The 23,061-nt window shown below is 49.3% G+C and carries 28 protein-coding genes and 1 tRNA gene; 19 read left to right on the forward strand and 10 right to left on the reverse strand.

Annotated features, from left to right (window positions below):
• Positions 1-34 precede the first annotated feature (34 nt).
• Genes VGS28_02985 through VGS28_03010 form a run of 6 tightly spaced genes read right to left on the reverse strand, consistent with a single transcriptional unit; the run spans position 35 to position 4,710 of the window.
• Positions 35-961: an NAD(P)/FAD-dependent oxidoreductase gene (locus tag VGS28_02985; GenBank protein ID HEV2412744.1), complete on the reverse strand. Its 927-nt coding sequence runs from the start codon at positions 959-961 to the stop codon at positions 35-37.
• Positions 958-1,689 (reverse strand): methyltransferase domain-containing protein, encoded by a 732-nt coding sequence (locus tag VGS28_02990; protein HEV2412745.1) that lies wholly within the window; start codon positions 1,687-1,689, stop codon positions 958-960. The genes VGS28_02985 and VGS28_02990 overlap by 4 nt, the downstream gene beginning before the upstream one ends.
• A complete protein-coding gene (locus VGS28_02995; GenBank protein HEV2412746.1) occupies positions 1,676-2,221 on the reverse strand; it encodes a hypothetical protein in 546 nt (181 codons plus the stop codon). The genes VGS28_02990 and VGS28_02995 overlap by 14 nt, the downstream gene beginning before the upstream one ends.
• On the reverse strand, positions 2,218-2,994 hold the full coding sequence (locus tag VGS28_03000; GenBank protein ID HEV2412747.1) for a class I SAM-dependent methyltransferase: 777 nt from the start codon (positions 2,992-2,994) through the stop codon (positions 2,218-2,220). The genes VGS28_02995 and VGS28_03000 overlap by 4 nt, the downstream gene beginning before the upstream one ends.
• Positions 2,984-4,132 (reverse strand): flavoprotein, encoded by a 1,149-nt coding sequence (locus tag VGS28_03005; GenBank protein ID HEV2412748.1) that lies wholly within the window; start codon positions 4,130-4,132, stop codon positions 2,984-2,986. Before VGS28_03005 ends, VGS28_03000 begins: the two co-directional genes overlap by 11 nt.
• Positions 4,129-4,710, reverse strand: a complete 582-nt coding sequence (locus VGS28_03010) for a hypothetical protein (GenBank protein ID HEV2412749.1) — start codon at positions 4,708-4,710, stop codon at positions 4,129-4,131. Before VGS28_03010 ends, VGS28_03005 begins: the two co-directional genes overlap by 4 nt.
• Positions 4,711-4,888: 178 nt before the next feature.
• Here VGS28_03010 and VGS28_03015 point away from each other — a divergent pair, with 178 nt between their 5' ends.
• A complete protein-coding gene (locus VGS28_03015; GenBank protein HEV2412750.1) occupies positions 4,889-5,368 on the forward strand; it encodes a hypothetical protein in 480 nt (159 codons plus the stop codon).
• Here VGS28_03015 and VGS28_03020 read toward each other — a convergent pair.
• Positions 5,365-7,098 carry an ATP-binding protein gene (locus tag VGS28_03020; protein HEV2412751.1) on the reverse strand — a complete coding sequence of 578 codons (1,734 nt, stop codon included), beginning with the start codon at positions 7,096-7,098 and terminating at the stop codon, positions 5,365-5,367. The genes VGS28_03015 and VGS28_03020 overlap by 4 nt on opposite strands.
• A 92-nt stretch (positions 7,099-7,190) precedes the next feature.
• Here VGS28_03020 and VGS28_03025 point away from each other — a divergent pair, with 92 nt between their 5' ends.
• The 6 genes from VGS28_03025 to VGS28_03050 all read left to right on the forward strand — a co-directional run bounded on the left by VGS28_03025 (position 7,191) and on the right by VGS28_03050 (position 10,956).
• Positions 7,191-7,760, forward strand: a complete 570-nt coding sequence (locus tag VGS28_03025) for an NUDIX domain-containing protein (GenBank protein ID HEV2412752.1) — start codon at positions 7,191-7,193, stop codon at positions 7,758-7,760.
• A gap of 3 nt (positions 7,761-7,763) precedes the next feature.
• Complete coding sequence (locus VGS28_03030) at positions 7,764-8,525, forward strand: sulfite exporter TauE/SafE family protein (GenBank protein HEV2412753.1); 762 nt, start codon at positions 7,764-7,766, stop codon at positions 8,523-8,525.
• A 58-nt stretch (positions 8,526-8,583) separates the two neighbouring features.
• Positions 8,584-8,660 (forward strand) — tRNA-Lys (locus VGS28_03035).
• A 60-nt stretch (positions 8,661-8,720) separates the two neighbouring features.
• A complete protein-coding gene (locus VGS28_03040) occupies positions 8,721-9,125 on the forward strand; it encodes a hypothetical protein (GenBank protein HEV2412754.1) in 405 nt (134 codons plus the stop codon).
• A gap of 98 nt (positions 9,126-9,223) precedes the next feature.
• Positions 9,224-10,123: an aminoglycoside phosphotransferase family protein gene (locus VGS28_03045; protein HEV2412755.1), complete on the forward strand. Its 900-nt coding sequence runs from the start codon at positions 9,224-9,226 to the stop codon at positions 10,121-10,123.
• Positions 10,124-10,200: 77 nt separating this feature from the next.
• Entirely contained in the window at positions 10,201-10,956 is a 756-nt protein-coding gene (locus VGS28_03050; protein ID HEV2412756.1) for a class I SAM-dependent methyltransferase, read from the forward strand.
• A 38-nt stretch (positions 10,957-10,994) separates the two neighbouring features.
• On the opposite strand, the gene VGS28_03055 is transcribed toward VGS28_03050, so the two are convergent.
• The gene (locus tag VGS28_03055) at positions 10,995-11,267 is read right to left on the reverse strand and encodes a hypothetical protein (GenBank protein HEV2412757.1); all 273 of its coding nucleotides are present in this window, start codon (positions 11,265-11,267) and stop codon (positions 10,995-10,997) included.
• 101 nt (positions 11,268-11,368) lie between these two features.
• Between VGS28_03055 and VGS28_03060 the strand changes: the two genes are divergently transcribed.
• The 3 genes from VGS28_03060 to VGS28_03070 are packed head-to-tail and all read left to right on the forward strand — an operon-like array spanning position 11,369 to position 13,102.
• Complete coding sequence (locus VGS28_03060) at positions 11,369-11,956, forward strand: hypothetical protein (GenBank protein ID HEV2412758.1); 588 nt, start codon at positions 11,369-11,371, stop codon at positions 11,954-11,956.
• Between the two features lie 29 nt (positions 11,957-11,985).
• Entirely contained in the window at positions 11,986-12,495 is a 510-nt protein-coding gene (locus VGS28_03065; protein HEV2412759.1) for an NUDIX hydrolase, read from the forward strand.
• A gap of 1 nt (position 12,496) precedes the next feature.
• On the forward strand, positions 12,497-13,102 hold the full coding sequence (locus VGS28_03070; protein HEV2412760.1) for an AAA family ATPase: 606 nt from the start codon (positions 12,497-12,499) through the stop codon (positions 13,100-13,102).
• Here the strand turns inward: VGS28_03070 and VGS28_03075 are convergent.
• On the reverse strand, positions 13,085-14,488 hold the full coding sequence (locus tag VGS28_03075) for a hypothetical protein (GenBank protein ID HEV2412761.1): 1,404 nt from the start codon (positions 14,486-14,488) through the stop codon (positions 13,085-13,087). The two genes, VGS28_03070 and VGS28_03075, sit on opposite strands and share 18 nt — an antisense overlap.
• 82 nt (positions 14,489-14,570) lie before the next feature.
• Here VGS28_03075 and VGS28_03080 point away from each other — a divergent pair, with 82 nt between their 5' ends.
• The 7 genes from VGS28_03080 (at position 14,571) to VGS28_03110 (ending at position 19,133) form a co-directional block, all read left to right on the forward strand.
• Entirely contained in the window at positions 14,571-15,110 is a 540-nt protein-coding gene (locus VGS28_03080) for a DUF1697 domain-containing protein (protein ID HEV2412762.1), read from the forward strand.
• Between the two features lie 7 nt (positions 15,111-15,117).
• Complete coding sequence (locus tag VGS28_03085) at positions 15,118-15,564, forward strand: GNAT family N-acetyltransferase (protein HEV2412763.1); 447 nt, start codon at positions 15,118-15,120, stop codon at positions 15,562-15,564.
• Positions 15,565-15,628: 64 nt separating this feature from the next.
• Positions 15,629-16,462 (forward strand): methylenetetrahydrofolate reductase, encoded by an 834-nt coding sequence (locus VGS28_03090; GenBank protein ID HEV2412764.1) that lies wholly within the window; start codon positions 15,629-15,631, stop codon positions 16,460-16,462.
• Positions 16,463-16,570: 108 nt separating this feature from the next.
• Positions 16,571-17,008 carry a hypothetical protein gene (locus VGS28_03095; GenBank protein HEV2412765.1) on the forward strand — a complete coding sequence of 146 codons (438 nt, stop codon included), beginning with the start codon at positions 16,571-16,573 and terminating at the stop codon, positions 17,006-17,008.
• A 49-nt stretch (positions 17,009-17,057) separates the two neighbouring features.
• Positions 17,058-17,798, forward strand: coding sequence for a hypothetical protein (locus tag VGS28_03100; protein ID HEV2412766.1), 741 nt, complete (start codon positions 17,058-17,060; stop codon positions 17,796-17,798).
• Positions 17,799-17,835: 37 nt separating this feature from the next.
• The gene (locus VGS28_03105) at positions 17,836-18,561 is read left to right on the forward strand and encodes a hypothetical protein (protein HEV2412767.1); all 726 of its coding nucleotides are present in this window, start codon (positions 17,836-17,838) and stop codon (positions 18,559-18,561) included.
• A gap of 74 nt (positions 18,562-18,635) precedes the next feature.
• On the forward strand, positions 18,636-19,133 hold the full coding sequence (locus VGS28_03110; protein ID HEV2412768.1) for a DUF4234 domain-containing protein: 498 nt from the start codon (positions 18,636-18,638) through the stop codon (positions 19,131-19,133).
• Positions 19,134-19,135: 2 nt separating this feature from the next.
• Here VGS28_03110 and VGS28_03115 read toward each other — a convergent pair whose 3' ends face one another.
• Complete coding sequence (locus VGS28_03115; GenBank protein ID HEV2412769.1) at positions 19,136-20,914, reverse strand: ABC transporter ATP-binding protein; 1,779 nt, start codon at positions 20,912-20,914, stop codon at positions 19,136-19,138.
• A gap of 168 nt (positions 20,915-21,082) precedes the next feature.
• Here VGS28_03115 and VGS28_03120 point away from each other — a divergent pair, with 168 nt between their 5' ends.
• On the forward strand, positions 21,083-22,750 hold the full coding sequence (locus tag VGS28_03120; protein ID HEV2412770.1) for a putative Ig domain-containing protein: 1,668 nt from the start codon (positions 21,083-21,085) through the stop codon (positions 22,748-22,750).
• Positions 22,751-22,765: 15 nt separating this feature from the next.
• Positions 22,766-23,061: hypothetical protein (locus VGS28_03125; GenBank protein ID HEV2412771.1), on the forward strand; the 296-nt coding region annotated here is incomplete at its 3' end.

Consider the following 23,061-nt stretch of genomic DNA (forward strand, 5'->3'; position numbering starts at 1 on the left):
ATCACCTGTCCGCTGGTCGTCAAAGTGATTCTGGTTACTTATGAGCGCTGAAATATTTATTGACGTTATAGGCTGCTTTTGCGCCCTGACCGCAAGCGGCGATGATGTGCTTTAGATCTCCACACATATCACCGGCCACAAAGAGACCAGGAGTAGGTGAGGTCTGATAGAAGTTGGTATCGACATATCCCTGCTCGTTCAGCGGTAGTTTAAGATCGTTGGCAATGTCGAGCAGCGGTCTGACACCGATATAGCAAAAGACCGCTCTACAATCGATAGTCTGATCTTGTCCGTCTTTTTCGTAGACCAGTCTCTCGAGGCTCTGGCTACCCTCAAGTCGTTTGACCTTGGCGCTCGTGATAGTCTTGATACCCAGCGGCTCGAAGTGCTGAGTGTGCTTATATTTAGCCTGAACAGTGTCTTTGATCTCAAAAATGGTAACCTTAAGCCCACGTTTCGCGAGGTAGATTGCAGCGGTGCTACCCGAGTTACGACTGCCCAGAACCGCAACCTCCTTGCCGATGTAGTCTTTGAAGTTGTTATATGCGAAGTAGTAGACCTCTTTCTTGTGTCCGTTTACGAGTTTGGTATCGAGGGTGATTGGAACCGTCCCGGTAGCTACGATAACCGCTCTAGTTTTGTAAGTACCATTCGTTGTTTCGACGATTATCTCGCCATCGCCAGGTGTTACCTTTTCAACCCGGACACCTTCGATGTACTCGACACCCATCTCGCTGAGGCTAAAGCGAAAACGATCGACGAGCTGTGTGCCGTTGACGGTATTGAGCAGGGCAGGGAAGCCCTCCAATTTTTCGAGTAAGTTGACGTGTTTCTCTGGAATCCAGGCCAGCGTTTTCTCTTCAATGATCAACGGGTTGTTCCCGTCGTACTTGGCGTAAATACCAGCACTGATACCGGCTGGACCACCACCGACGATAATAACGTTATAATCCTCGATCACTTCTGAGCGCTTATCAGAAACGGGTCTGAGTGTATGACTTTGCATTGCATGTCCTTAAAATGGTCTTCGATTAGGTTATTAACTTTATCACGGCTGACACCTTCAGGCAGTATGCGCATTGTTTCCGTAAGTGCTTCCACTTCTTGGCGGTCACGTTCGACGGGCAGGTGATACTTAGTCAGCGTTATCGAGCTAAACCCGGCTCGTTCCATCTCGTCCTTTAGAGTGTCACCGGCGTGGGGTTTTGATGGAGATAGACTAGCCAGGATCTCAACCATCCCTTTGCCAGAGCCGTACTCTTTATAGAGAAACTGTCCACCTGGCTTGAGGACTCTGTATACCTCGCTGACAGATATATTGGTAACCGCCTTAGCTGTGATCAGGTCGAAGTAATTATCGGGAAAGTCGAGTTTAGTATTATCCATAACCTGCAACCTCACCGATGCGGGCCACTCGAACGAACTTCGAGCCCGTTCGAGCATCGCTTCGGAGTTGTCGATACCGGTAAGTAGCGCGCTGGCTCCAGCCGCTTCAATAATCTTTTGGAGGACAAACCCGTTACCAGTTCCAAGATCCAGAACTCGAGCCGCGTCCATCGGTCTTAGGATTTGCCGGGCCGATTCCAGCATCACATCGGTAGTACCGTCGTTCCTGGCAAATTTCTTGAAGAACTGATCTCGCTCAGTCGCTTTCTTTTTGTTGTAGTAGGTAGTTTTAGAGTCTGTCATGGAGCAACTCATCTAATTTCGATGCTGAGTCGAAGTAGGTTATATCGGCGAGATCTTCCTCAATCTCAGCGGGTAGCGTGGCGCTTATCGCCCGGCTATCGATGAAGAAGGTTGTCGGGTTGTTCTCAAAAACACGTAAATACTTGCTCGAGCAGAGTTCAAGAATGCTACCACTCGAGTAGCCGAGAAAGAGACCGTAGGGAGCCATGCCCGCAAAGTGGGTGTTGAGATAGGTCCAGCCACTTCCTTCGTTCAGTTCTTTCGTTTCGCTGAAACCAAGTTTGTGGGCTCGGTCGATAAGCCATGTCTGGCGGTAGGGGAGCACCGCCACAACACGCTTCGGACCAGCCTTTGCTAGAAAGGCCTTGGCAAAATCAACATAGACGCCGTGATCAGGGATAAAAAAGAGCCGCTCGAAGTGTTTAGCGCATACAGTCGTCAGCTCATCAAGCCAAGTCTGGTATTCTTTAATATCGCTGAACCGCTCGATCTTGGTGTGGTCCGACGGTCCGAGCACCAAAAAATCACTCACGCTTTCTCCTTGAAGGCATAGAAGACGGGAAAGATGCTCCCGTCATAGGATTTATCACCGAAGCCACTCGTTACCTCGGTCTTAAAGCCTGCTTCTTGTAGGTAACTCTTAATCTCGTCGACAGAATAGAGACGAATGGTATGCTCGTCGATTGTCATGTCGAGTTTGCCGTCCCTTGTCTTCCAGAAGAGAGCTGGATTCCAGGTGACCATATTCTCGTTTCTGAAAGGCATACCAAACATGGCGACCTCAATATCGGGCTCTTTGTGGGTTGAGGCAACAATGTGCCCATCGAGCCAATGTTCACGGGCATAGCGGAGATCAAAGACAAAAGCGCAGTCAGGCTTGAGTCTGTCATAGATATTCGCCAGGAGCTGCTTGAGTTGTCTGGTCTCAGTGATGTACTGCAGCGAGGCGAAGAGGCAGACGACCAGGTCGTATCGGTGGTTGTCATGCTCAAAGAAGCCAACCATATCCTCGGCCGAAAAACTAACCTTATCACCAAGTTGTTTGGCCGTGGCGTGGTCGATAACACCCTTATTAAGATCGACGCCATGGATGGTCGCTTCCGGCAGCGCTTCGGCTAGATACTTAACGTGCTCGCCGGTACCGCAGGCCAAGTCGACGATATGTGCTTCGAAAGATGTCCCAACTCCGTGTTGTTCAAGGTGGTGAAGGAGAGCTTTTATCTCGCCACCATAGTCCTTGTAGCTGTAGAGCAAGTCGTAGAGGAACGCCTTGTCGTCGTAGAGATGGTGACTCTTAGCCGACATTGACTTTCTCTCTCTTGGGTAGATAGACTCTCAGTTTTTCGTAGGCGTTGATAAGGGTTGGACCGTGAACAACCTCACCGTGCATTCTCGTGATGCCAAAACCATCGTTGGCAAGCAAGATATCTCGCAACGGTTCAATGACCTCAAAGTTGCCATAGGTGACATAGGCTTCGGTTTTGAGATGCATATAGTTAGGGTTGTAGGTAATCTGAGGACAGTGTGTGTGGATAACGGCATGAGTCTCAGGGCAGGATTTATAGATCGATAGATGTAAGGGGGTTTCAGAGGAGGGGAGTTTCTGGCCGTGCCAGTAGATCTCTTTGTGTTTGTTGCTCATAGCCATATCAACGAGTGTCACGTCATCCTCTTCGAGGTGGGCTAGACTGGTTCCTGTCGAGGTAATCAGCATCCACTTCTCACTAATTCGAACGCTCATACAGCCGTGGATGCTGTAGTTGAGCCCGTCACCGGCGGCTCTCAACCCGACTTCTTTGAAAGTAGGTAGATATTCTTTGATGGCTTGGCCGTAGACCTTTCGAACTGTGTCGTTATCGAACTGATGGGCCGTAAACTTGACCTTCGAAATAGTCGTGTGGAAAGTGTCGACAATCTTTTCGGGACAGACCATAGTAATATGATCAATTTCGAGATCAGGCCAGATAACTCGCACACCCCAGGACTGAAGCTTCTCGATATGCGGGATATTCATCGGATGGTGCCACGTCGCATCGTAAGAGGGGGCGACAATAACAGGTGTCTTTTTGGCAATCGCCGTAGCGACCAACATTAGTGCGTAGCTGTCGGTAATTCCGCAAGCGATCTTACTGAGTGTGTTAAAAGTACATGGGGCAACAATGATAGCACTCTCTTCACTTGCCTCTTTGTTCTGTTTTTGTGCTTTTCCAAATTTAAGTTGTCTCTGTCCATCCGCAATGGTGACGTGCTCGCTTTGCTTTATCTTGAGTTGGCTGAGCAGATGTGTTGCATTAGGTGTCGGAATTACAACGATATTGACACCAAATTCAAGCAGCTGATCGATCAGTTCAGGAAGAACACGAACCTTTGCGGCCGACGAGACGACAAGATAGACAACCTTGCCGGCCAGATCAACCTGTTTCGTCTCAATAATATCTTTCATAAGTTGTAGGTACCCGGCGCCACGATACTCCACAGACCTCGCTTACCGAGGATGTGGTATGTTAAGGCGCTTGCCACTACCGGCGTTGTGTAGAACGGGACCTCGGCTGCTGTTGGTATCGTGACGGTGTCGTCCATCATAGCTACGTCCTTTTGCGACAGACCGTTGGCTCCGCCCATGACGACTACGTCGTCAGGTCGCCAATCGAACCGAAACGCGTTTCGCCCGCCATTTACCACCGTTCCGATCAGTCGAGCATCGCCTGATGCTGCACGCAGCTCACCGATGCCTCCCGGGTAGACAGCCGTTCTCTCTTTTAGAAGGTGCCGGGGGTCAGTGACATGCCATGAGCTTAGTATCTGATGCACCTTGGGATGATCAGCTGCGAGGGTGTCATCGCCGACAAAGGAGATTTCTGCGTGTCCGGTAGCTAGAGCTAACTGGCAGAGAATGGCAACATCACGTGGCTTATTTAAGTGAACAGCAGCCAAACGGACAGGAGCGACAAGGTAGTCTCCGCCCGATTGAGGTACGTGTGAAGCTACCCCACTCCCTAATTGTTCTTCTCCAGCAGCCATCTATCTTCCTGGGGTGACCCCAGATTTAATATATAAGGTTTATATCACTTTATTGGTACACCGTCAATCAGATGTGTCTCAAGAACGATGGGTATTCTGCCGACAGCATGCCGATATGTGATTTGAATATGATACGCCTTTATACATATATACGGTAGAGGTCTTGTATACTTGGGGCATGAGAAAGTTTGTCAGGAGCAATATTACTTGGCTATATGGTTACTTTGACCGGAACAAGAGCTTGCTAGAAATCTTCTCGTTTCTTATCGTCGCTCAGTCATTTATCTACAGCAGTGCGTTGAAGGGTGTCGGCTCTGAGAGCATCGCTGCCTTTAAGATAGTCTTCTGGCTGATGATCTTCCTGATTATTCTCTTGCTGCAAGTCAGCACTGTTGTTGAGCTCCATAGGGATATAGACAACAATCTATTGGGGACTATCTTTGAAGGCGCTAACTTCATGAAGACCATCATGCGACTTCTCACCCTGATCCTGTTGCTCGCTAGCATCCCAATATTTGTTCGACAGATAGAGCAAAGCGTTCACAACACGCTCTTCTCAATCTTTTACGGTACATTGGCTCTGGCGGTGGCACTTGAGCTTCTAGCATTCGTTGCTACAAGGATTCTTAAAGCTGGTTTTGTGAGGAAGCGGGCTTAGGCCGATACCTCAGGAGAATCAGGCTCTGGTGCTGTCTCGTGGGTCTTTACGACTGCCTCGGCCTTCAAAGGAATGGAGAAGTGGAAAGTAGTTCCTTTGCCGAGAGTGCTCTCGACCCAGATTCTACCACCCAAACTCTCGATGATCGTCTTAGAGATGTTAAGGCCCAGACCGAGGCCAGGAATAGTACTACTGATTCGGCTGGATCTGTAGAATCGCTCGAACAGGTGGGGGATATCCTCGGGGGCAATGCCGACACCAAAGTCTTGGATGCTGACTTGCACGCCGCCGTCTGCGTCTTTGGCTCGCACTAAGATATCTCCGCCCTCGGGAGAGTATTTGACGGCATTGCGAATAAGATTGGCAACCACTTGGCCGAGGCGATCGGGGTCACTATGCACGGTTACCCGCGTCTCAGAGAAGAGATTGATCTTGTTTTTAATGCTGAATCTTGACTCTTCGACCTCATCGCGGATAAACGTGTCGAAGTCAAAGTCACGTAAATTGAATTCGAGTCCTTGTTTGCCACTACTGGAAGCATAGAGATCATTCAACAGCATATTAATCCGTGTGCTCTGGTGCCCGATAGCTCTCACCTGCTTGGCGATGGCTTTCTCGTCTCTATGGTTCGGATCTCGCAGCAGGAAAGTCAGGAATTCAGCAAAGATTTTGACATTTGAAACTGGATGGTTCAGTTCATGGGCGGCAACGGCCAGGAAGTCGGCTTTTTCTTTGTTGAGTTTTTCGAGTTCGGTTTTCCTGAACTCGGCCTGTTCGAGGCTCACCTTCTGATGGAAGAACGCCTCAACGGTTGAGGCAAGTGTGCCAAACTCAGTGTTCTGTTTTGCCAGACCACGGAGTAACTCGGGACGCTTGAGGCTGATCGCCTTGTTTAGAATGGTGGTCGGTTTTAGGACTAGTAGCCAGATAAGAGCCATGATTATACTAATGGCTACAAATGTTAGAACGGTGACAATCTGCAGTTGGCGGGTATCCTGTTGCCGCTGGTCGGCGACGGCAGTGACTGTTGACGTGGAGCGCAGGAGGGCAACCGGCTTCCCATTCCAGCTATTTAACGTATCTGCGAACGAGACCGTATCCTTTCCGATGATATTGCCGTTATTACCGACCCCACCTATCTTGATGGTGCTGCCTGAGAGGGAAGAGATTGAGCTGGCGTAGTCGTTGCCGATAATGCGGCCAATCAGAAGATATCCTTGGGCTGGAGTATCGTGGTTCGGATCGTTGCTGCCGACAACGGTTGCCGCCCTAATCTCGAGTAGCGTGCCATCGTCTTTAGTATAGAAGTGGGCAAACTTGGCCTTATTGAGCTGAGTGAAGAAACTGGTCGGTAAGCCGAGCGACTGCAAGGCGTTCGAGCCGCTGGCTGAGCTGAAGTAGACGAGCGAGCCGTTCGGCCGGTAGACCCAGTCGGCGTCAGTGTTAAAGGTACTGAGGCCGGTATCCAGGTTCTGATGAGCAAACGTCACGTCATCTGTCTTGATGAAGTTGACCATGTCGTCCCAGAACGAGTAGTCTTCATCAAAGGCCTGTTCCGACTGGCCATCGAGGTTGATGATGTGAAGAACGTAAGTACGACGGTCACCGAGGGTATTTGCGAGGAGGCTCTTAGACCTGTCCAACTCGAACTTCTGGCCCAGTAGTATCAGTAAGGCCGCCACCACAAAGAGGGCTGCCATAACCATCAGAAATCGCAGCTGCAATCTCATTCTGCTTATAGTTATACACTATCTGTAGCAACTGGTACATCAACCCTAGATGGACCGGCGGGTCGACCGGCATTCTGTTACTATAGATGCAAATGAAGCATCTACTTGATGTATTAGATGAGTTTGGCCAACCGACCGGCAGACAAGCCAGTATCGGTGAAGTCATGGAGAAAGGTTGGTGGTACGCCGGCGTTCGCGGTGTTATCTACAGCCCGGACGGTAAAGTAGTCATCCAGAAGCGTTCTGAGAGCATGATCCAGCATCCCGGCATGCTAGACGTATCGCTCGGCGGGTTTATAGACGCCGGTGAAACACCGAAACAGGCTATGGTCAGGGAACTCAAAGAAGAACTGGGTCTCGTGATCGATCCAGACGATATCGAACCGGCAGGTATTCGAAAATACGATCATCACTGGTCACAGCATCTAAAGAAGACCTCGAGAGCCTTCATACATGGTTACCTGATTCCTGTTCGAAGCTCTGATATATCACTGATCGTTCAACCCTCTGAGGTAGAGTGGGCCAGGTTTATAGATTTAGACCGTGTTAAGCAACTAATCAACCACGAGCACCACGACTCACTCGGCAGGCTGATCCCGATCTATGCCTACTACAAGCTTTTGATCGAAGCTCTCGAAAAGCGCTTGAAGGTTCCCGTCTAAATCATGCTTCATTGGCTGATCTATCTGGGCGGTGGTTTGTTGTCGGGTGGCGTCAACTCGATTGCCGGAGGTGGTTCGCTCTTTCTCTTCCCGCTTCTAATTGGCTTAGGGCTCCCCCCGATCAGGGCCAATACGACGATGGGGCTTATCGTCCAGCCAGGCACGCTTGCTTCCGTGATTGGTGCCCGACAGACGCTACAAGGGGTTCCAAAATACTACTACCTGCTGCTTATACCAATGTTCTTCGGTGGTCTAGCCGGAGCCGTCATTCTTCTAGATAGTTCGCCGAAGTCGTTTGAGCAGATCGCCCCAGTCCTGATGCTCGTTGCGATCATCCTTCTGCTCTTTCAGGATAAAATTCACTCCTTACTCTACAACCCACGTAAAAAGCATCGTCACTATCCTCTCGTGCTCGGTATGCTCGTTTTGGTCCTCATCCTCGTCGCCGTCTACGGGGGTTACTTTGGAGCAGGTTTCGGGATTATTACTCTTGGTTTGTTCGGACTGACAAAACTCAAAGACATACAACAGATGAATACCCTTAAAAACATAGCCGGTGTTGTTACGGGTGTCGCTGACAGCGGTTACTTTATTGCTCACCACGTCATAGACTGGCACATTCTTCCCCTCTTTGTTGTCGGCAATATCGTTGGGGGATATTACACGGCACTCTACAGCACGAGACTGCCGACCAAAACGCTACGCAAGATTATCATTGTTATTGCTATTGTTCTGACTGCCTATCTTTTCTACAAGTACCATTGACGCTTATCTGTTAAAAGGTTTTAAAATAAGGGTAATTTTGATATACTCGTCCCCTAGCGGGCCATTAGCTCAGTCGGTTAGAGCACCTGCCTCTTAAGCAGGGTGTCCTGGGTTCGAATCCCAGATGGCCCTCCAATATCGCTTGTTCTCAAACTCACTATTAGAATAGTGAGTTTTTGTTTATCATAAGATGTCATGACTTCCCTGCAACAAGATGTACTTATCGAAGAATTAGTTAAGAGAACTTTAGAGAATGGCGGCTTGACCTTTGATTTTAAGAATCATGAATTTGTTAAGCCCCAGGATTATTGGTACTTTCCTAAATATCCAGGGCTTACCGCTATAGTTGACCAGAGTGAGCTAGCTGATTCGCTTAATACATTTATTGCTGCAAACCAAAATCTTCTTCTGGAAGATGATGTCGTTTTTGGTACATGGGTGAACCCAAAGACAAATAAAGTCTACATTGATATCAATACATTCAATAAAGATAGGGCTATAGCGCTGAGGATTGCTAAAGAACTCAGTGAAAACCAAGGGAGGGAAATTGTTAGTATGTATAATCCCATTCAGGAAAAAACTGAGTATATTGATCACTGATCCTTAACTGTTTCAGTTGCGATAACGTCTACGATGGCTCTCCATAATGCCTATGCTCAAACTCCTCTACCACGAGGAGTTTTTGTTATGATACGCATATGAGCCAAAGCAAAATGCAGCTGCTTAAAGAAAAGATTCGAAAGGACTTCCCAGAATTCTCTATAAAGGCGATTAAAGTTCTTGATACGGGCTGGCACCATGACGCCGTTGAAGTAAATGGCTCGATCATCTTTCTTATTCCACACCACGCGTACGGCCAAGACATTACTCCCGACAAAGTTCACCGTGAAGTGGAGTTACTCAGGTTTTTAAAAGACAAGTTGCCGGTTAACATTCCCGACCCACAATACGTTGCTGCAGACGAAAGCTATTTTGGTTACCCAAAGCTTGATGGAGTACTGCTTGACGATGTTATCGGAATCTTTACGCACGAAAATTGGGAGCAACTTAAAGTTGATTGGGTAGCTATTGCAAGTACTCTCCATGAGAATGTCAGCGTTGAAACAGTGAGATCACTCGGGGTTCCTGACTTTAAGCCGTCTGACTCGCAAACTATTAAACGTATTCTTGATATCCCAGATATTGATAAAGATGTAATGGACTTTGCATTGGAAATGATCAGGCAGCTGGAAGCCTACGATCCAGACCCCGAATCTTACGTATTCATCCACTATGATATGCAACCTCGTAACATCATAATCAATCCAGAAACCATGCGTATTGTGGGCCTCATTGACTGGACCGAGTCCTGTATCGGCCCATTATCTCGGGAGTTTTCAGTTCACGAGTGGATGCAAGGCAATTTATTGAGTGAAGTCGCGTCGCTATACGAAGAAAAGACGGGCTTACCTGTTGATACGAAACAAGCACGTATGTTGTATGGTATTGATGAACTAAGTGGTTATGTCGAATATATTGAAGCAGAAGACTTTCACGAAGCAACTAAGTATTTACGGCGTATTAAGCAGCTAATTGTGACCGAATCTCAGTTGGGATAACGTCCACGATGGCCCTCCAGTACTACCCACGCTTATAACAGGGGTAATTTAGCTCAATTTTTGTTATATTAAAGTATATGCAATCAAAACCTCTCAGCTTCAATGATGATGCAGGACTTTACGATAAGATGCGTCCTGGCTATCCAAAAGAGGTATTTACCAAGCTGCAGGCCATCACAGGACTTAATCAGGGGAGTCACATACTTGAAATTGGATGTGGCAGCGGACAAGCAACCCGGAGCCTCGTTGATATAACCCGACATATAGTGTGCGTGGACCCCGGCGAAAACTTGCTAGCAGTTGCTAGGGTGAAGTTCCCTGATCTTACTTTTGTAAACTCTACTTTTGAGGACTACGTAACGGATGAGAGATACAACCTAATTATTTCGGCGACTGCGTGGCACTGGGTCAATCCAAAAGTAGCTTACAAAAAAGCACACGAGTTACTAAAAGATGACGGCTACTTGGCAGTCTTGCGCAATGACCATATAGAAACCGACCCGGACGCATTTCATAACAAGGCGGACTTTATCTACAAACGCTATTCCAACCCGGACGTTATGGGCGATGATCAAAAGGTTACAGATGATCAGGCTGTGCTGTTAGAGAATCAATACTTCCACGTTGTAGAAACAGTAGGATTTCCTTGGGAGCAGACGTATACTATCGACGAATATATTGCGCTTCGTAACACGTACTCTGACCATCGAACGATGGACCGGGATAAGCGTCTTGAGCTCGAGAAAGAACTACGTGACTTTGCGCATAGACACTACAACGATAAGATCACAAAACACTATGTGGCAGTACTTTTTCTGGCCCGAAAGATCTAATCTCGGTTGCAGTAACGCCAAACTGACAGAGCTAGGGTCTAGGCCGCTGCTGCGTAATCATCATAAAAGATTGAGTCAAGAGGCACCTCGCCGTTACCTGCTTGTCTCGCACTCGAGTGGTCGGGACGATCAGCGCCGCGGGATATACCACTAGCAGCGACATCGTATTCATCAAAAAAGATCGAGCCCGGAGGTACACTAATGACTTCACCACCTCCTGCAGTTCTACCCGTGCCAGTGCGTTGTGAATGCGCTGGATCGTCTTCACGAGGATACGCGTATTCATCTACAAATATACTTAGTTCACTCATTTAGTCTGTCCTCGTCGATTAACTACTTAAGATACTACATCATCGATCGGATCTGCGTCAACATCGACCCCTGAAACGAGTTTTCTTGGTATGATGAAGCAATGAATATCGAGCAGATGATAGCAACTAAGAAACCTAAAGTCGGACAGGTCCTCTTCATAGCGGTGGATGGGCATGGTGGCTCAGGTAAGTCGACCCTTGCAGAACTGCTGTCCAAGAAGTTTGATGCCGGGATTATTCATACTGACGACTTTGCCAGCTGGGAGAATCCCCTGAACTGGTGGTCAAAGGTAGTGGACTTGGTTTTCGCCCCTATTGCAGCAGGGGATAGAAAGTTGAGCTACAAACGGACAAAGTGGTGGAAAGACCATCACCCTAAACCCGCAGTCAACGAACCTGTTACGCCGATCATGATCCTGGAAGGTGTCAGCTCATTGCGTAAAGAATTTCGTGACTACATTAGCCTAGGGATATTTATCGATACACCCGAAGCGATATGTCTTCAGCGTGGGTTGGCGAGAGATAAAGGAATGGATGGCAAAACCGATGACGAGATTATTGAACTCTGGGACAAATGGCGTAAGGAAGAGCTTGATTACGTTCAAAGAGACGATCCAAAGTCTTATGCCGACATTATCATCGATGGTACGAAGCCGTTTGAAGATCAACTAGAGCATATTGTCAGCTGAAACTTACGCCATGTTATATTTAGGCCATTATGCCTAGACGCACAATCCTGCTTAAAGACGACGACGTAGTTAAGGACGCCGGCTTTATCTATATATGCGCCGGCTACTTAGTCGAGGACGGGAAGGTACTGCTTGTACACCATAACGTCTTTGATAAGTGGGTGCCACCAGGCGGGCATATTGAGGCGGGTCAGACATTCGCCGAGACGGCTGCCCGTGAGGTGGAAGAAGAGACCGGCGTCAAAGTCGAGCTGATCTCGTCCCAACCCAATATTAATCCGAAAGACAAAGCAGCCGTAGCGGAGGCGGTGCCGTTTTATGTGGATGTTGAATACGCATTCAAGCCTACACCTGCAATAGTTCAATTTTTCTGGGTGCGACGCAAGAAAGGCGTGCCCGGCACAGCCCTAAAGGCTCAAACCAAAGAAGTCTACAATGTCGGCTGGTTTGACAAAGAACAGCTACAGTCTTTGCCAACATTCGAGCAGGTAAGGACGGTCTCGACCTATGCACTAACACATCACCCCGATGCAAAGTAGTATGAGTAAGTTCACTCTTCCGCAGATCTACCAAAACTATCTTCAGCGCCTCAACAATCTGAGGGTACCGCAAGAGAAATTCGTGATTCTGTTCTCAGGTGTTCCGGCCAGCGGGAAGACAACCTTAGCAGAGAGACTTTCGAAGCACTTCTCGGCTGTCTACATATCGTCCGACGTACTTCGCTCGACAATCAAGGAGATGTATCCGAGTATCAAACCGGACCAGTTGGAAAAGGTCGCTGAAACTTTTGCCAGAGATTATTATCCGCAACTATTCACGCTGCCAAATAAGTTTCACGTAGTTGACGCTAACTTGGATGTGCAGCTGGGAATGATGGAACAGTATCGGCAACTCGGGGTGCCCCAGTTCATCATTCGTATCAATACAGATAAGGACCAGTTAGTAGAGCGGATCAATGGGCGGTCAGGACACTTCCAAGAAAAGACCCTTATCTTACGTGAGTTAGATAAGAAACTATCTAAGCATGCCAAGTTTATGCGAAACTTCTCGGATCTTGTAAGCTATACAATCGACTCGCGAGAAGGCTTCTTGTTCGACGAGCTGGTGCGTGATATAGACAAGTGTCGACTATCGCTCGAAGTCTAGGTATTTAGCGGGTTGCCACTGAGAAGACGGGCTTGAGCAGCTGACGCCATTTGGCAAGGCTCCCATGCGCAGTTCTGTAGGGTTCAACATCTGCAGGGTGAAGCTGATTCCAGATTGCCCAGGCGAGCTGTATTGCGGAGTGGTCTGGTAGCAGTAGGTGCTGCCGTTAGCTACTACATCGTTAAACGGCCTGTCCACGTTACCACTAGATGAGGGTGTGACTATATAGGCACTGCTATCTTGAAAGCCAAGAGTTTGCTGTACATCACTGCTGAAGCCGACCATGTAGTTGTGCGGGACGATGTTGTCATGGATGAATGATATGAGATGCTGATTTAAACTCCAGACTGACTGGTTCGTCTTATTGGTACCCTTAACCACCCAAACCCCCTGTGCGGTGCCATCTTGGTCTTGGTAGACTTGGCCGCACTGCTGGTCGGCTGCAGGTGAGAGGTTGTTGAAATCGCCAATCTTACCGTATAGAGCCTTGCGCACGCTGGCAGAGAAGTAGTCGAGTGAACATACGTAGTTGTCGTCGTTCGGCTTCCAAATAGCCGGGTCTGCGGTTTGGCCTACCTTTCGGCTGTCTGACAGTCCGAAATCGAAGTTGGTGGTAAAGTTAGCCGCTCCACCAGCTGTACCGATTTCTGCTCCCGCGTTCAGATTAACGTTCACAAACTTTGTATAGTTGACGTCCTCGACATCAATGCCGGGGCCCCAGCTCTCATGCCCCATCACATTACTGGTGATCTGGTTGGCGTCTAGTGGCCCGAAAGCTGCTGCCAATTGAGACGATAAGCCGTAGACGTGGATAAAGTAACCTCCCAGCAGTTTGTCGCAGGCCGTAAACCAGATCTTGTAGTCGTAATATGTTTTACCGGTATTGGTATCGTTTACTTTAGCGATAATGCTGATGTCGTAGACGTTAATATTACCCGGAGCGGTAAATGTGACAGGTACTGGGTCACCGTTAGGTTGCTTGGCGTAGTTGATATACATATGCGGTACCGGGAAGTTGTGACTGGGGGGATCGAGATGCCCAAGTGGCGTCACAGTACTGATGCCGCTCAGGGCGATCGGGAAGTTACTGAAAGGTGGGTTAGTGGTCGTGCATGCGTTACTTACGGAGGCGGAGACAGAGTTTGGATTGGCCAAAGAGTTTTGATTGTCGTGGCCACCGTGCCGCACCTCAAAGACTGTCAAACCCCCGAGTCCGACTAGAATGGCTAAAACTAGTACGCTCGTTACGATTCGACGCCACATGCTGCCCCATATGAAATGTCCAAAACCGTGGTGCTTCTTCGCAGCCGAAGGTAGCGAAGGTTCGGGTTGTTTAGGTGTCGTGTGTCCGGGTTGATCTGTTGGAGTTTGAGTTTCTTGTTTCATAATTTCGCTCAGCATAGCATGAGCGTTATCAAATTCACAATACCTATATGGCTCTCTGTAGGGCTTCTGCTATGATATTCGCATGCACACATATGTTGCGTTCTTGCGAGGTGTAAACGTTGGCGGGAACGGCCTCATCAAAATGAGTGAACTCAAAGACGCCCTTGCTGCCCACGGCTTTCAGGATGTCCGTACCTATATTGCGAGCGGGAACGTCATCTTTTCGTCTGAATCCGGCGATAAAGACGCTCTTACTAAGTCAGTCGCTTCGGTTATAGAAAAGACATTCTCACTTAATGTCTCGGTTGCCATCTTTCGTGCGGATGATTGGAAGCAGGTTATCAAGGCTGCACCACCGTGGTGGGGCAAGGATAAGACGTGGAGACATAATATCTTTATACTCATCGAGCCATATGAAATTGCCAAGCTAGTTACAACAATCGGCACCCTAAGGACAGGAATGGAGAAACTCAAAGTGGGTGACGGCGTACTCTATCAGTCGATAGCGATAGAGGCGATCGGCAAGGGCGTGACGGGCAGTAAACTTATCGCGAACTCGGCGTACAAACAGATTTCTATTAGAAACTACAACACCGCTCGGAAGCTCGCTGAGCTATTATAATAGAGGTATGGACGAACTAAACATCCGCAAACTCGAAAAGGGTGACGAGAAAGATCTCGTCGGCCTCCTAAAGCTCTACGTTGAAGTATTCGGTGACCACGACTATCCTACGGATGCTGGTTATCTCCCGGCTCTACTAGAAAACAAGGCGATCATGTTTGTCGTTGCCTACTCGGCAGGCGAGGTAGTCGGTGGGCTGACGGCCTATGTCTTGCCCTCCATCTATGGCGACTACAGCGACGTGTACATCTTTGATATGGCGGTCTCCACGAGCCACCAGCGCCGAGGTGTCGGTTCGCAGTTGCTGGGTTTCTTAAAGAAGTACTGCAGGTCAATCGGTGTTCCTGATATTTTTGTACAAGCAGACGCCGAAGATGTTCATGCCCGAGACTTTTACAAGAAAAACGGGGGAGCCGAGAGCGATGTTCGTCACTACGACTTCGAGCTCTCGTAAGGAATAGGTAATCTAGCCCGCATAGTGCTTCTGTTTGGTTTTTGTTTGTTATAATTGAACAACTATGCCAGGGATTCCTGATCTGCTGAGAACCAAAGAGACCTGCTCGTTCGAATTCTTACCCCCTCGAAATCAAGAACAGGCCGACTCATTACCAAGAACCATCGGCGAGCTAGCAGCAGCCACTCACCCAGACTTTATATCAGTTACTCAAGGGGCGGCCGGAAGTCTGGCCACTCAGAGGCTAGCGATCGATTTGAGTGATCGATTCCCGTTTCCGACGATGGCCCACCTGACCTGTGTCGGCCATACTCATCAAGGTATGCTCGATCTCCTCGGTACCTACCACGAGGGGGGTGTGCGTAACGTCCTGGCTCTACGTGGCGACGGGGATGCGAGTGGTGACTTCGAATACGCAGTCGACTTGGTTGAACTGATCAAGTCGTTACCGTATGGAATGTCTGTCGGTGTTGCGGCCCATCCTGAAGTCCATCCTCTAAGTCCTGATCGTCAGCAAGATCGTCGACGTTTGGCTCAGAAGCTTCGCGTAGCCGACTTTGCTATCACCCAGTTTTTCTTCGATGCGGCCCTTTACAGACAGCTGGTCGACGAGATGGCAGGGCAAGGTTGTGACAAACCGATCATCCCTGGGATTATGCTGTTCAGTTCAGTCAACGGGCTTAGGAGAGTCGCCGAGATGAACGGCACGACTATTCCTGCGGGCCTCAATCAACAGCTTGACAGGATCTCATCGTCTGCCGACCTGTCACGTTTGGCAGTCGACACAGCGGCCAGTCTGATAGATGATCTACGAAGAGACGGGGTACCGGGTCTTCACATCTACACCATGAATCGCAGCGGTCCAGCAATAGAGCTGACGAAGCTGATCAGTTACTAACCGTCGAGCACCCTACAATAGTTGCACAGATATAAAAATATGGTGCTATACTACCTATAAAGTAAACGGCCTGTTTGCTGACCCCTAAAATTCTAGAAGGATATTACTATGTCAGCCGAATTGTTCGGAGATGAACCGGAGATTGGCACTACTCCTACAAGCTCAACATGTGTCGAGATCCATGAACCACGACTCTTTGTACTAAAGCGCTGCCTCGAGCGATGTCATCACCTCCCAGAGCTAGGAGGATGTGCGCTTATGATGGCGGCGACATGCCCAACCGGGCAGTTTGATGTTGTCTGTGACAACCCCGACCAAGCTCGCTCACCGTTCAACTGTGCCGGCATTATCATTAAGGCTGGTACATACGTTGGTGGCGCCGGTTTTGCCTCGGGTGGTCATCGCGAGACGTGTGTGCCGGGCCGAACAGATCCTGATGGCCATGGCGCCACGAACGCCATAAGGCGGGCTATCGAAGCAGGTATGACACCTCATCGCTTAGGTGAGGTAGAGACTATCGAGTCTCGGATCAAGGTCGTCGTCTAAGGCTCTCCAAGCGTAAGCGTTTGCAGGCTTTAAAGCGTATAATGTTAGTGTGAAGCTGATTCAATTGTTACATACTGGTTTGTTTGGCGCCGTAACGACGACTCTTATCTTACTTGCGACAGCGAACGCTGCTTTTGCCAGTGTGCTCTATCAGACTGGCAGCACCGGCGTTGATATAAGCTACCCAAACTGCCACGCGTTCGTCCCAAGAACCAGCTTTGGTATCGTCGGCGTCGAAGGAGGGCTCGGCTTTTCCGAAAACCCGTGTCTGGCAAATGAAGCCGTACATTTTCCCAATGTCAGCCTCTATGCAAACACTGGCTATCCAGGAGCTACAGCGGCAAATGCCCAGAAGTATATGGTTACACCAAAGGTCTGCGTAGCGGGTGATCTTAATTGTATTGCCTATGACTACGGTTACAACCAAGGGCTCTACGCCTATGCCTACGCTACGAGCCAGGGTGTTCACAGCCAGACCTGGTGGCTCGACGTCGAAACGGTTAATAGTTGGACGAATGATCCAAACCAGAATCAGCAGAGCCTGCTTGGCGAACATGATGCTTTGGTGGCAAGCGGTGTTTCGATAGTGGGTATCTATTCGACAACTGCTCAATGGGACGAGATTACGGGGAGTTGGATAAATAACTGGCCAAGCTGGGGAGCAACAACCTGGTCGACTGCCAGACAGGCAATGACGTACTGTAGGGGCCATCAGTTTACTGGCGGTCAATCACTTCTGATGCAATTTGTGGCTCGCCACCAACAACTCGACCAAGACGTTGCTTGCTAAAATGCTGCCTGTTTGAGACTTTGCTATACTCATACTCATGAGAAATTTTCTGCTCCTAAAAGTACGTCTGACTTGGTATATTTTTATCTTTCTTTTCATCTTTTTAGTCCTGATTTTTGTACTACCCAAGCAGAACTTTAATACTGGGGCGCTCGCCCTCTTCTCGGTCAACTCATTTCTATATGGTTTCTACCTATCGCCGATCCTCTCGTCGCAGAAGTCCCGAATTGAGGATATGCATAAAGTGGCCCGTAGCGAGGCAAACGCCATCTTCGAGATGGTGCTCGATCTCAAAAGGCTACCTATTGAACTGCAGGATTCTCTGCGCGGACGATTCGATGTCTACTTGAAGACCTGTGCCAAACAGCGAAAACCGGCTCAGGGTGAGAAAGAGTATGAAGAGCTGATAACCGAATGCGTTAACTACACTGGCAGGTACAAAGAACAGATCGATAAACTCCTCGATAAGCTCGTCGATAACCAGAGCAATAGGACTCAGTTTTCGATGCTTCTGGCCAATAAGATCTACAGTCATGAGTGGGCAATCATGGCGGTTCTCTACGGTATTACCACCGGCTTCATCATCACGATCAATACGGGGCATATCCTTATTTACCAGCTCATTGCCGGTTTCTTGGCGGCCGGGTTGACCATGCTGCTACTCATTCTTGTCAAACTGAGCACTCTCACACACAAGAAGGCGCACCAGGCCTGGAACCCATATAAGCGCCTTCTCGAAACGAGTTACTACAGCGTCGACTAGTTACAGCCTCGTTCTTGCTAAAATGCGAGCTTGACCGTAAGCTTAAGAGTAATGAATTAGAGGGAGTGTAACGTATGAAAGAGCGAAGCCCTATTGTTGTTTTAATTCTTAGCATCGTCACCCTGGGTATCTATGGTTGGTACTGGCTGGTTAAGACCAAAGGGGAGATGAACAAGAGAGGCGAGCACATTATGACAGCCTGGATCTGGCTAATCCCGATCATTGGCGGTATCTGGTGGCTCTGGCAGTACTCTCAGGGCGTTGAGCATGTTACAAACGGCAAGTTCAACGGTATCCTCGCCTTTGTCGTCCTGTGGCTGATTGGGCCAATCGGGATGGCACTCGTTCAGGACGCCTTTAACCATGTCGATAAGTCTGGTATGACCGGTGCACCTACAGGCTCCGGACCAGTCGGCCCGAGCTCAGGATCTTTTGGTCAGACACAACCTCCGGTCCCACCTGTTCCTCCAACTCAACCACCCACTCAGCCTCCAACTCCACCAGTTCCGCCGGCACCAGCACCTCCTGCCAGTTCGACTCCACCGAGTACGCCCATCGTTGGTGCTATGTAGGACTATCCGGCGATTCCGTATTCTTTGAGTTTCTTGCGAGCCGTATCACTATGACCCTGCTGCAGTTTCAGTAGTTGGGCGTACACCCCGTCGGTCCTAGCCAACTCAGCTGGCGAGCCCACTTCGTCGACCATTCCGCCTTTGAGAGTAATGATCTGATCAACCTGCTGGATAGTGCTAAGACGGTGAGCAATGATGAGCGTCGTGCGACCTTTCATAAGAACTTTCAAGGCCTCTTGAACCTGGATCTCGCTGCGGCTGTCGAGGCTGCTAGTCGCCTCGTCAAGGATAAGGATCGGGGCGTCTTTAAGCAGGGCCCTGGCGATTGCAATCCGTTGTTTCTGGCCACCACTTAGTTTGAGGCCACGCTCACCAATCTCAGTCTCGTAGCCATTGTCGAATTTCTCGATGAACTTATCCGCGTTAGCAACCCTAGCGGCTGCCTTTATCTCCTTGTCGGAAGCTTTCGGGTTTGCATAGCTGATATTCTCACGGATGGTTCCGCTAAAGAGGGCGGGATCTTGGAATACGACACCAATCTGGGAGCGGAGGCTGGCTTGGGTGACGTCAGCGATGTTCTGGTCATCGATGGTGATCTCGCCGGCTTGTGGCTCGTAAAGACGCATCAATAGATTGGTAACGGTCGTCTTGCCTTCACCGCTCTCACCGACGATGGCTACTTTGCTGTCTGGCTTGAGACTAAAGTTCAATCCTTTAAGAACAGGCGTGTCGTCATAGGCAAAGGTGACAGCGTGAAAGGCGACCTCACCATTGTTGACTCGTAACTTACGAGCGTTTGGCTGGTCTGTGATAGTTGACTTGACGTCCATAACCTCGAAGTAGTCTTTGGTATTTGCGACGGCCCGCTGGGTCTGGTCAATCAAGAAGCTGATGCTGAAGATCGGAATGCGGATCAATGTGGCATACTGGATTAACAGAACCATAGTGCCCAGATCGTAGTGGCGTTCAGCGGTTGCGACGAAGATGTAGACATAGACGGCAAGGAAGATAAAGTTGAGAACTAACCGGCGATAGACGTCCTGTCTATGCCAGAAGAGACTCTGTGGCTTGGTAGTGTTAACGACCGTATCGAGCCGTTTCTTGAAGAAAGCCAGCTCACGTGCCTCTTGGATAAAGCTTTTGACAACCTTTATCTGGCCGATTGACTCCGTGAAACGACCGGTAGCGATATCTTGTTCTTCATTGATCTTCTTCTGAAACCCCTGCCAGGTTGAGCTGTTTTTGGCTGTCAGGCCGATAAAGATAGGGTAGAGGAGTAACAGCATGAGGCCGACTGGCCACGAGAAGTAGAATACGATGACAAGGGAGAAGATAGTGCTGAAGAGGAACTGCAAGAAGTTGTTGCTATACATCTGCATGAAGTCGCTAATCTGATCAATACCTCGGTTCATGCGGTTGATAATCTTACCGGAGAGTTCCGAGTCGTAGTAGCTTTGCGGCAGGGTCATCAGATGTGCGTAGTAGCGCTGGCTCATGAGGCGGCGAACCTTAATAGCCATCATGTCACCGAGATGGCCGGCAACGTTACTCAGAAGCGTCTGGCCAAGATCGGTCAAGAAGACGGCTACGGCGAAGATGGCCACCAGGGCGACATCAGCCTTGCCGCCATGAAGCTGATTAGTAATTTGGTCTATCGCACCTTTTGTGAAGAGTGGCTGAAGCTGGCTCATAACTGAGAGCAATATGGTAAAGATACCTATCCAGACGTAGTACCAGCGCAGTTCTGAAGTAAACCGAAGAATTCGGAAGATCTGTCTCATTACTCTAACTATAACTTATTTTCAAGAGAGAACCAGATAAATGAGAGTGTTGTAATATGTGATAACCATCACACATGTTTAGAGAAGTGCTTATGCTACACTGACCTTAACCTAACATAATATAAGCGTCCACCGTTAAGTCTGCATGACATTAAAAAAGGACAAACAATGAAAACAAGACGAAGAGGCAACCACACAGCCTCTAAATTTGTGTTGCTTGCGATTTCACTATTTCTAGTAGCTTCAGCCCTATTTGTACCGCTCTCTACGAAGTCGGCGCATGCGTTATCGGGTGCGTATCCTGCCTCCCAGGTTATCGGCCAGACGAACTATACTAACACTGGTGCTAACGCTGGTGGCTCCGTATCTGGTGCCGGCCTCAATATAGATCCGGGTGGCGGCGGTATTGCAGTCGACACAGTCAATCACAGGTTATTCGTCGCTGACACAGTCAACAACCGTGTCCTAGTCTATCCTCTTAGTAGCTCCAACAATCTTACCAGCACAACGGCCACGTATGTTCTTGGCCAGGTGAGCGTGACTGCAACAGCAGCTGGTTCGGACGTTGCCTCTGGCCTGTCGAACCCCGAAGGTCTCGCCTTTGATTCGACAAATAACCTTCTCTATGTCGCAGATACCAACAACAACCGAGTTATGGTCTTTAATACCGCTAATCTTTCAGATGATATGAGTGCGAGCTACGTTCTTGGCCAGACCGGGCTTACCTCCAATGGTTTTGGTGACACTCAATCGACTCTTCATAATCCGAACAGACTTACTCTTGACCCGAATGACCACCTGGTCTTTGTGTCGGATGGCCTTAACTATCGAGTGCTTGCTTTCAGCACCAGCGCCCTCTCGGCCACCGGCGAGAACGCCTCATATGTTATCGGTCAGGCAAGCTTTACCGCTAGCGCCGTTGGACAGACCCAAAGCGGGCTAAGCTCCTCAGCCTTCCAGCTTGCCAACGATATGGACCCGACAGGTATTACCTACGATTCAGCCGATAAGCTGGTGTGGGTCAGTGACCCAGCAAACTCCCGGGTACTGGCTTACAGTACGACTAACCTCTCGACGACCGGCGAGAACGCCTCATATGTGCTGGGGACCACAAGCTATACCTCTGATACCGACTCAGGAAGCGCGAACCAAGGCAATATAGCTGGGGCATACGGTTTAGTTTGGGATTCGGTCAATGACGTACTCTACGTCGTTGACGCAAACGATAACCGCATACTAGGCTACCCGCTCTCAAGCGGTATCACAAATGGCGAGAACGCCTCTACGCTTATCGGCCAGTCAACATGGTCTGGTGCCGGAAACGGAGTCGGCCAGACTGTTCTGAACTTCCCGGCCGCTATTGCCCTCGATACATCTAACAACCAGATGTTCGTGAGCGACTGGTTCAACAACCGTGTCCTAGAATTCAATCTCGTTTCAATAACCAACAGCTCAAGCTTAGCAGCAGCCGTCTCCGGCCAGGCTTATAGCCAGACGCTTAGCACCACTGGTTCTCAAGGGACCGTAAGCTTCTCGCTGACAGGTGGCTCCTTGCCTCCCGGCCTTTCGTTCAATGGGACGACTGGCACCATAAGCGGCACTCCGACAACCGCAGGTACCTATACTTTTGAGATTGCTGCCAGTGATAATACCGGCACGACGGGTACGTTCACGCAAGATCCTTCGTACACAATCACTGTAAGTTCACCAAGCTCGCCTAACACCGGCTTTGGCATCTTCACCAACAATATCGGGCAGACTCTGCTTGCCTTCGCGGCAGTCGTCGGCGCTCTAACCTCCCTAGCCGTACTGAGCAGAAGATTCGCAAAGCGCTAGTCTATACTGGGTAGCGTGTCCAGGAAGAAGACTCATTCGAAGTACCTTGGTAGGCCCAGAAAAGGTTCGCCTCTCTACGCCGTCCAAGCAAAGCGGCGATCGTACAGCCGACTCTCTAAGGCACTGGCCGTCGTTGCCGTTATTGTACTGGCCGTCGGAATCGATGTTGTCGTAAGCCAGCAGGAAGCCAACGATGCCGCCAACGCCAGGGCTGAAAAGCTGGTGGCCGCTGCGAACCATGGCCAGAAGAATGGGGTTCCTGCCACGACGCCGATTTCCGACGCTCAGTTTAACGCCTATACTGTCGGGCC

The sequence above is a fragment of the Candidatus Saccharimonadales bacterium genome, from assembly GCA_035945435.1.
GTDB lineage: Bacteria > Patescibacteriota > Saccharimonadia > Saccharimonadales > DASZAF01 > DASZAF01.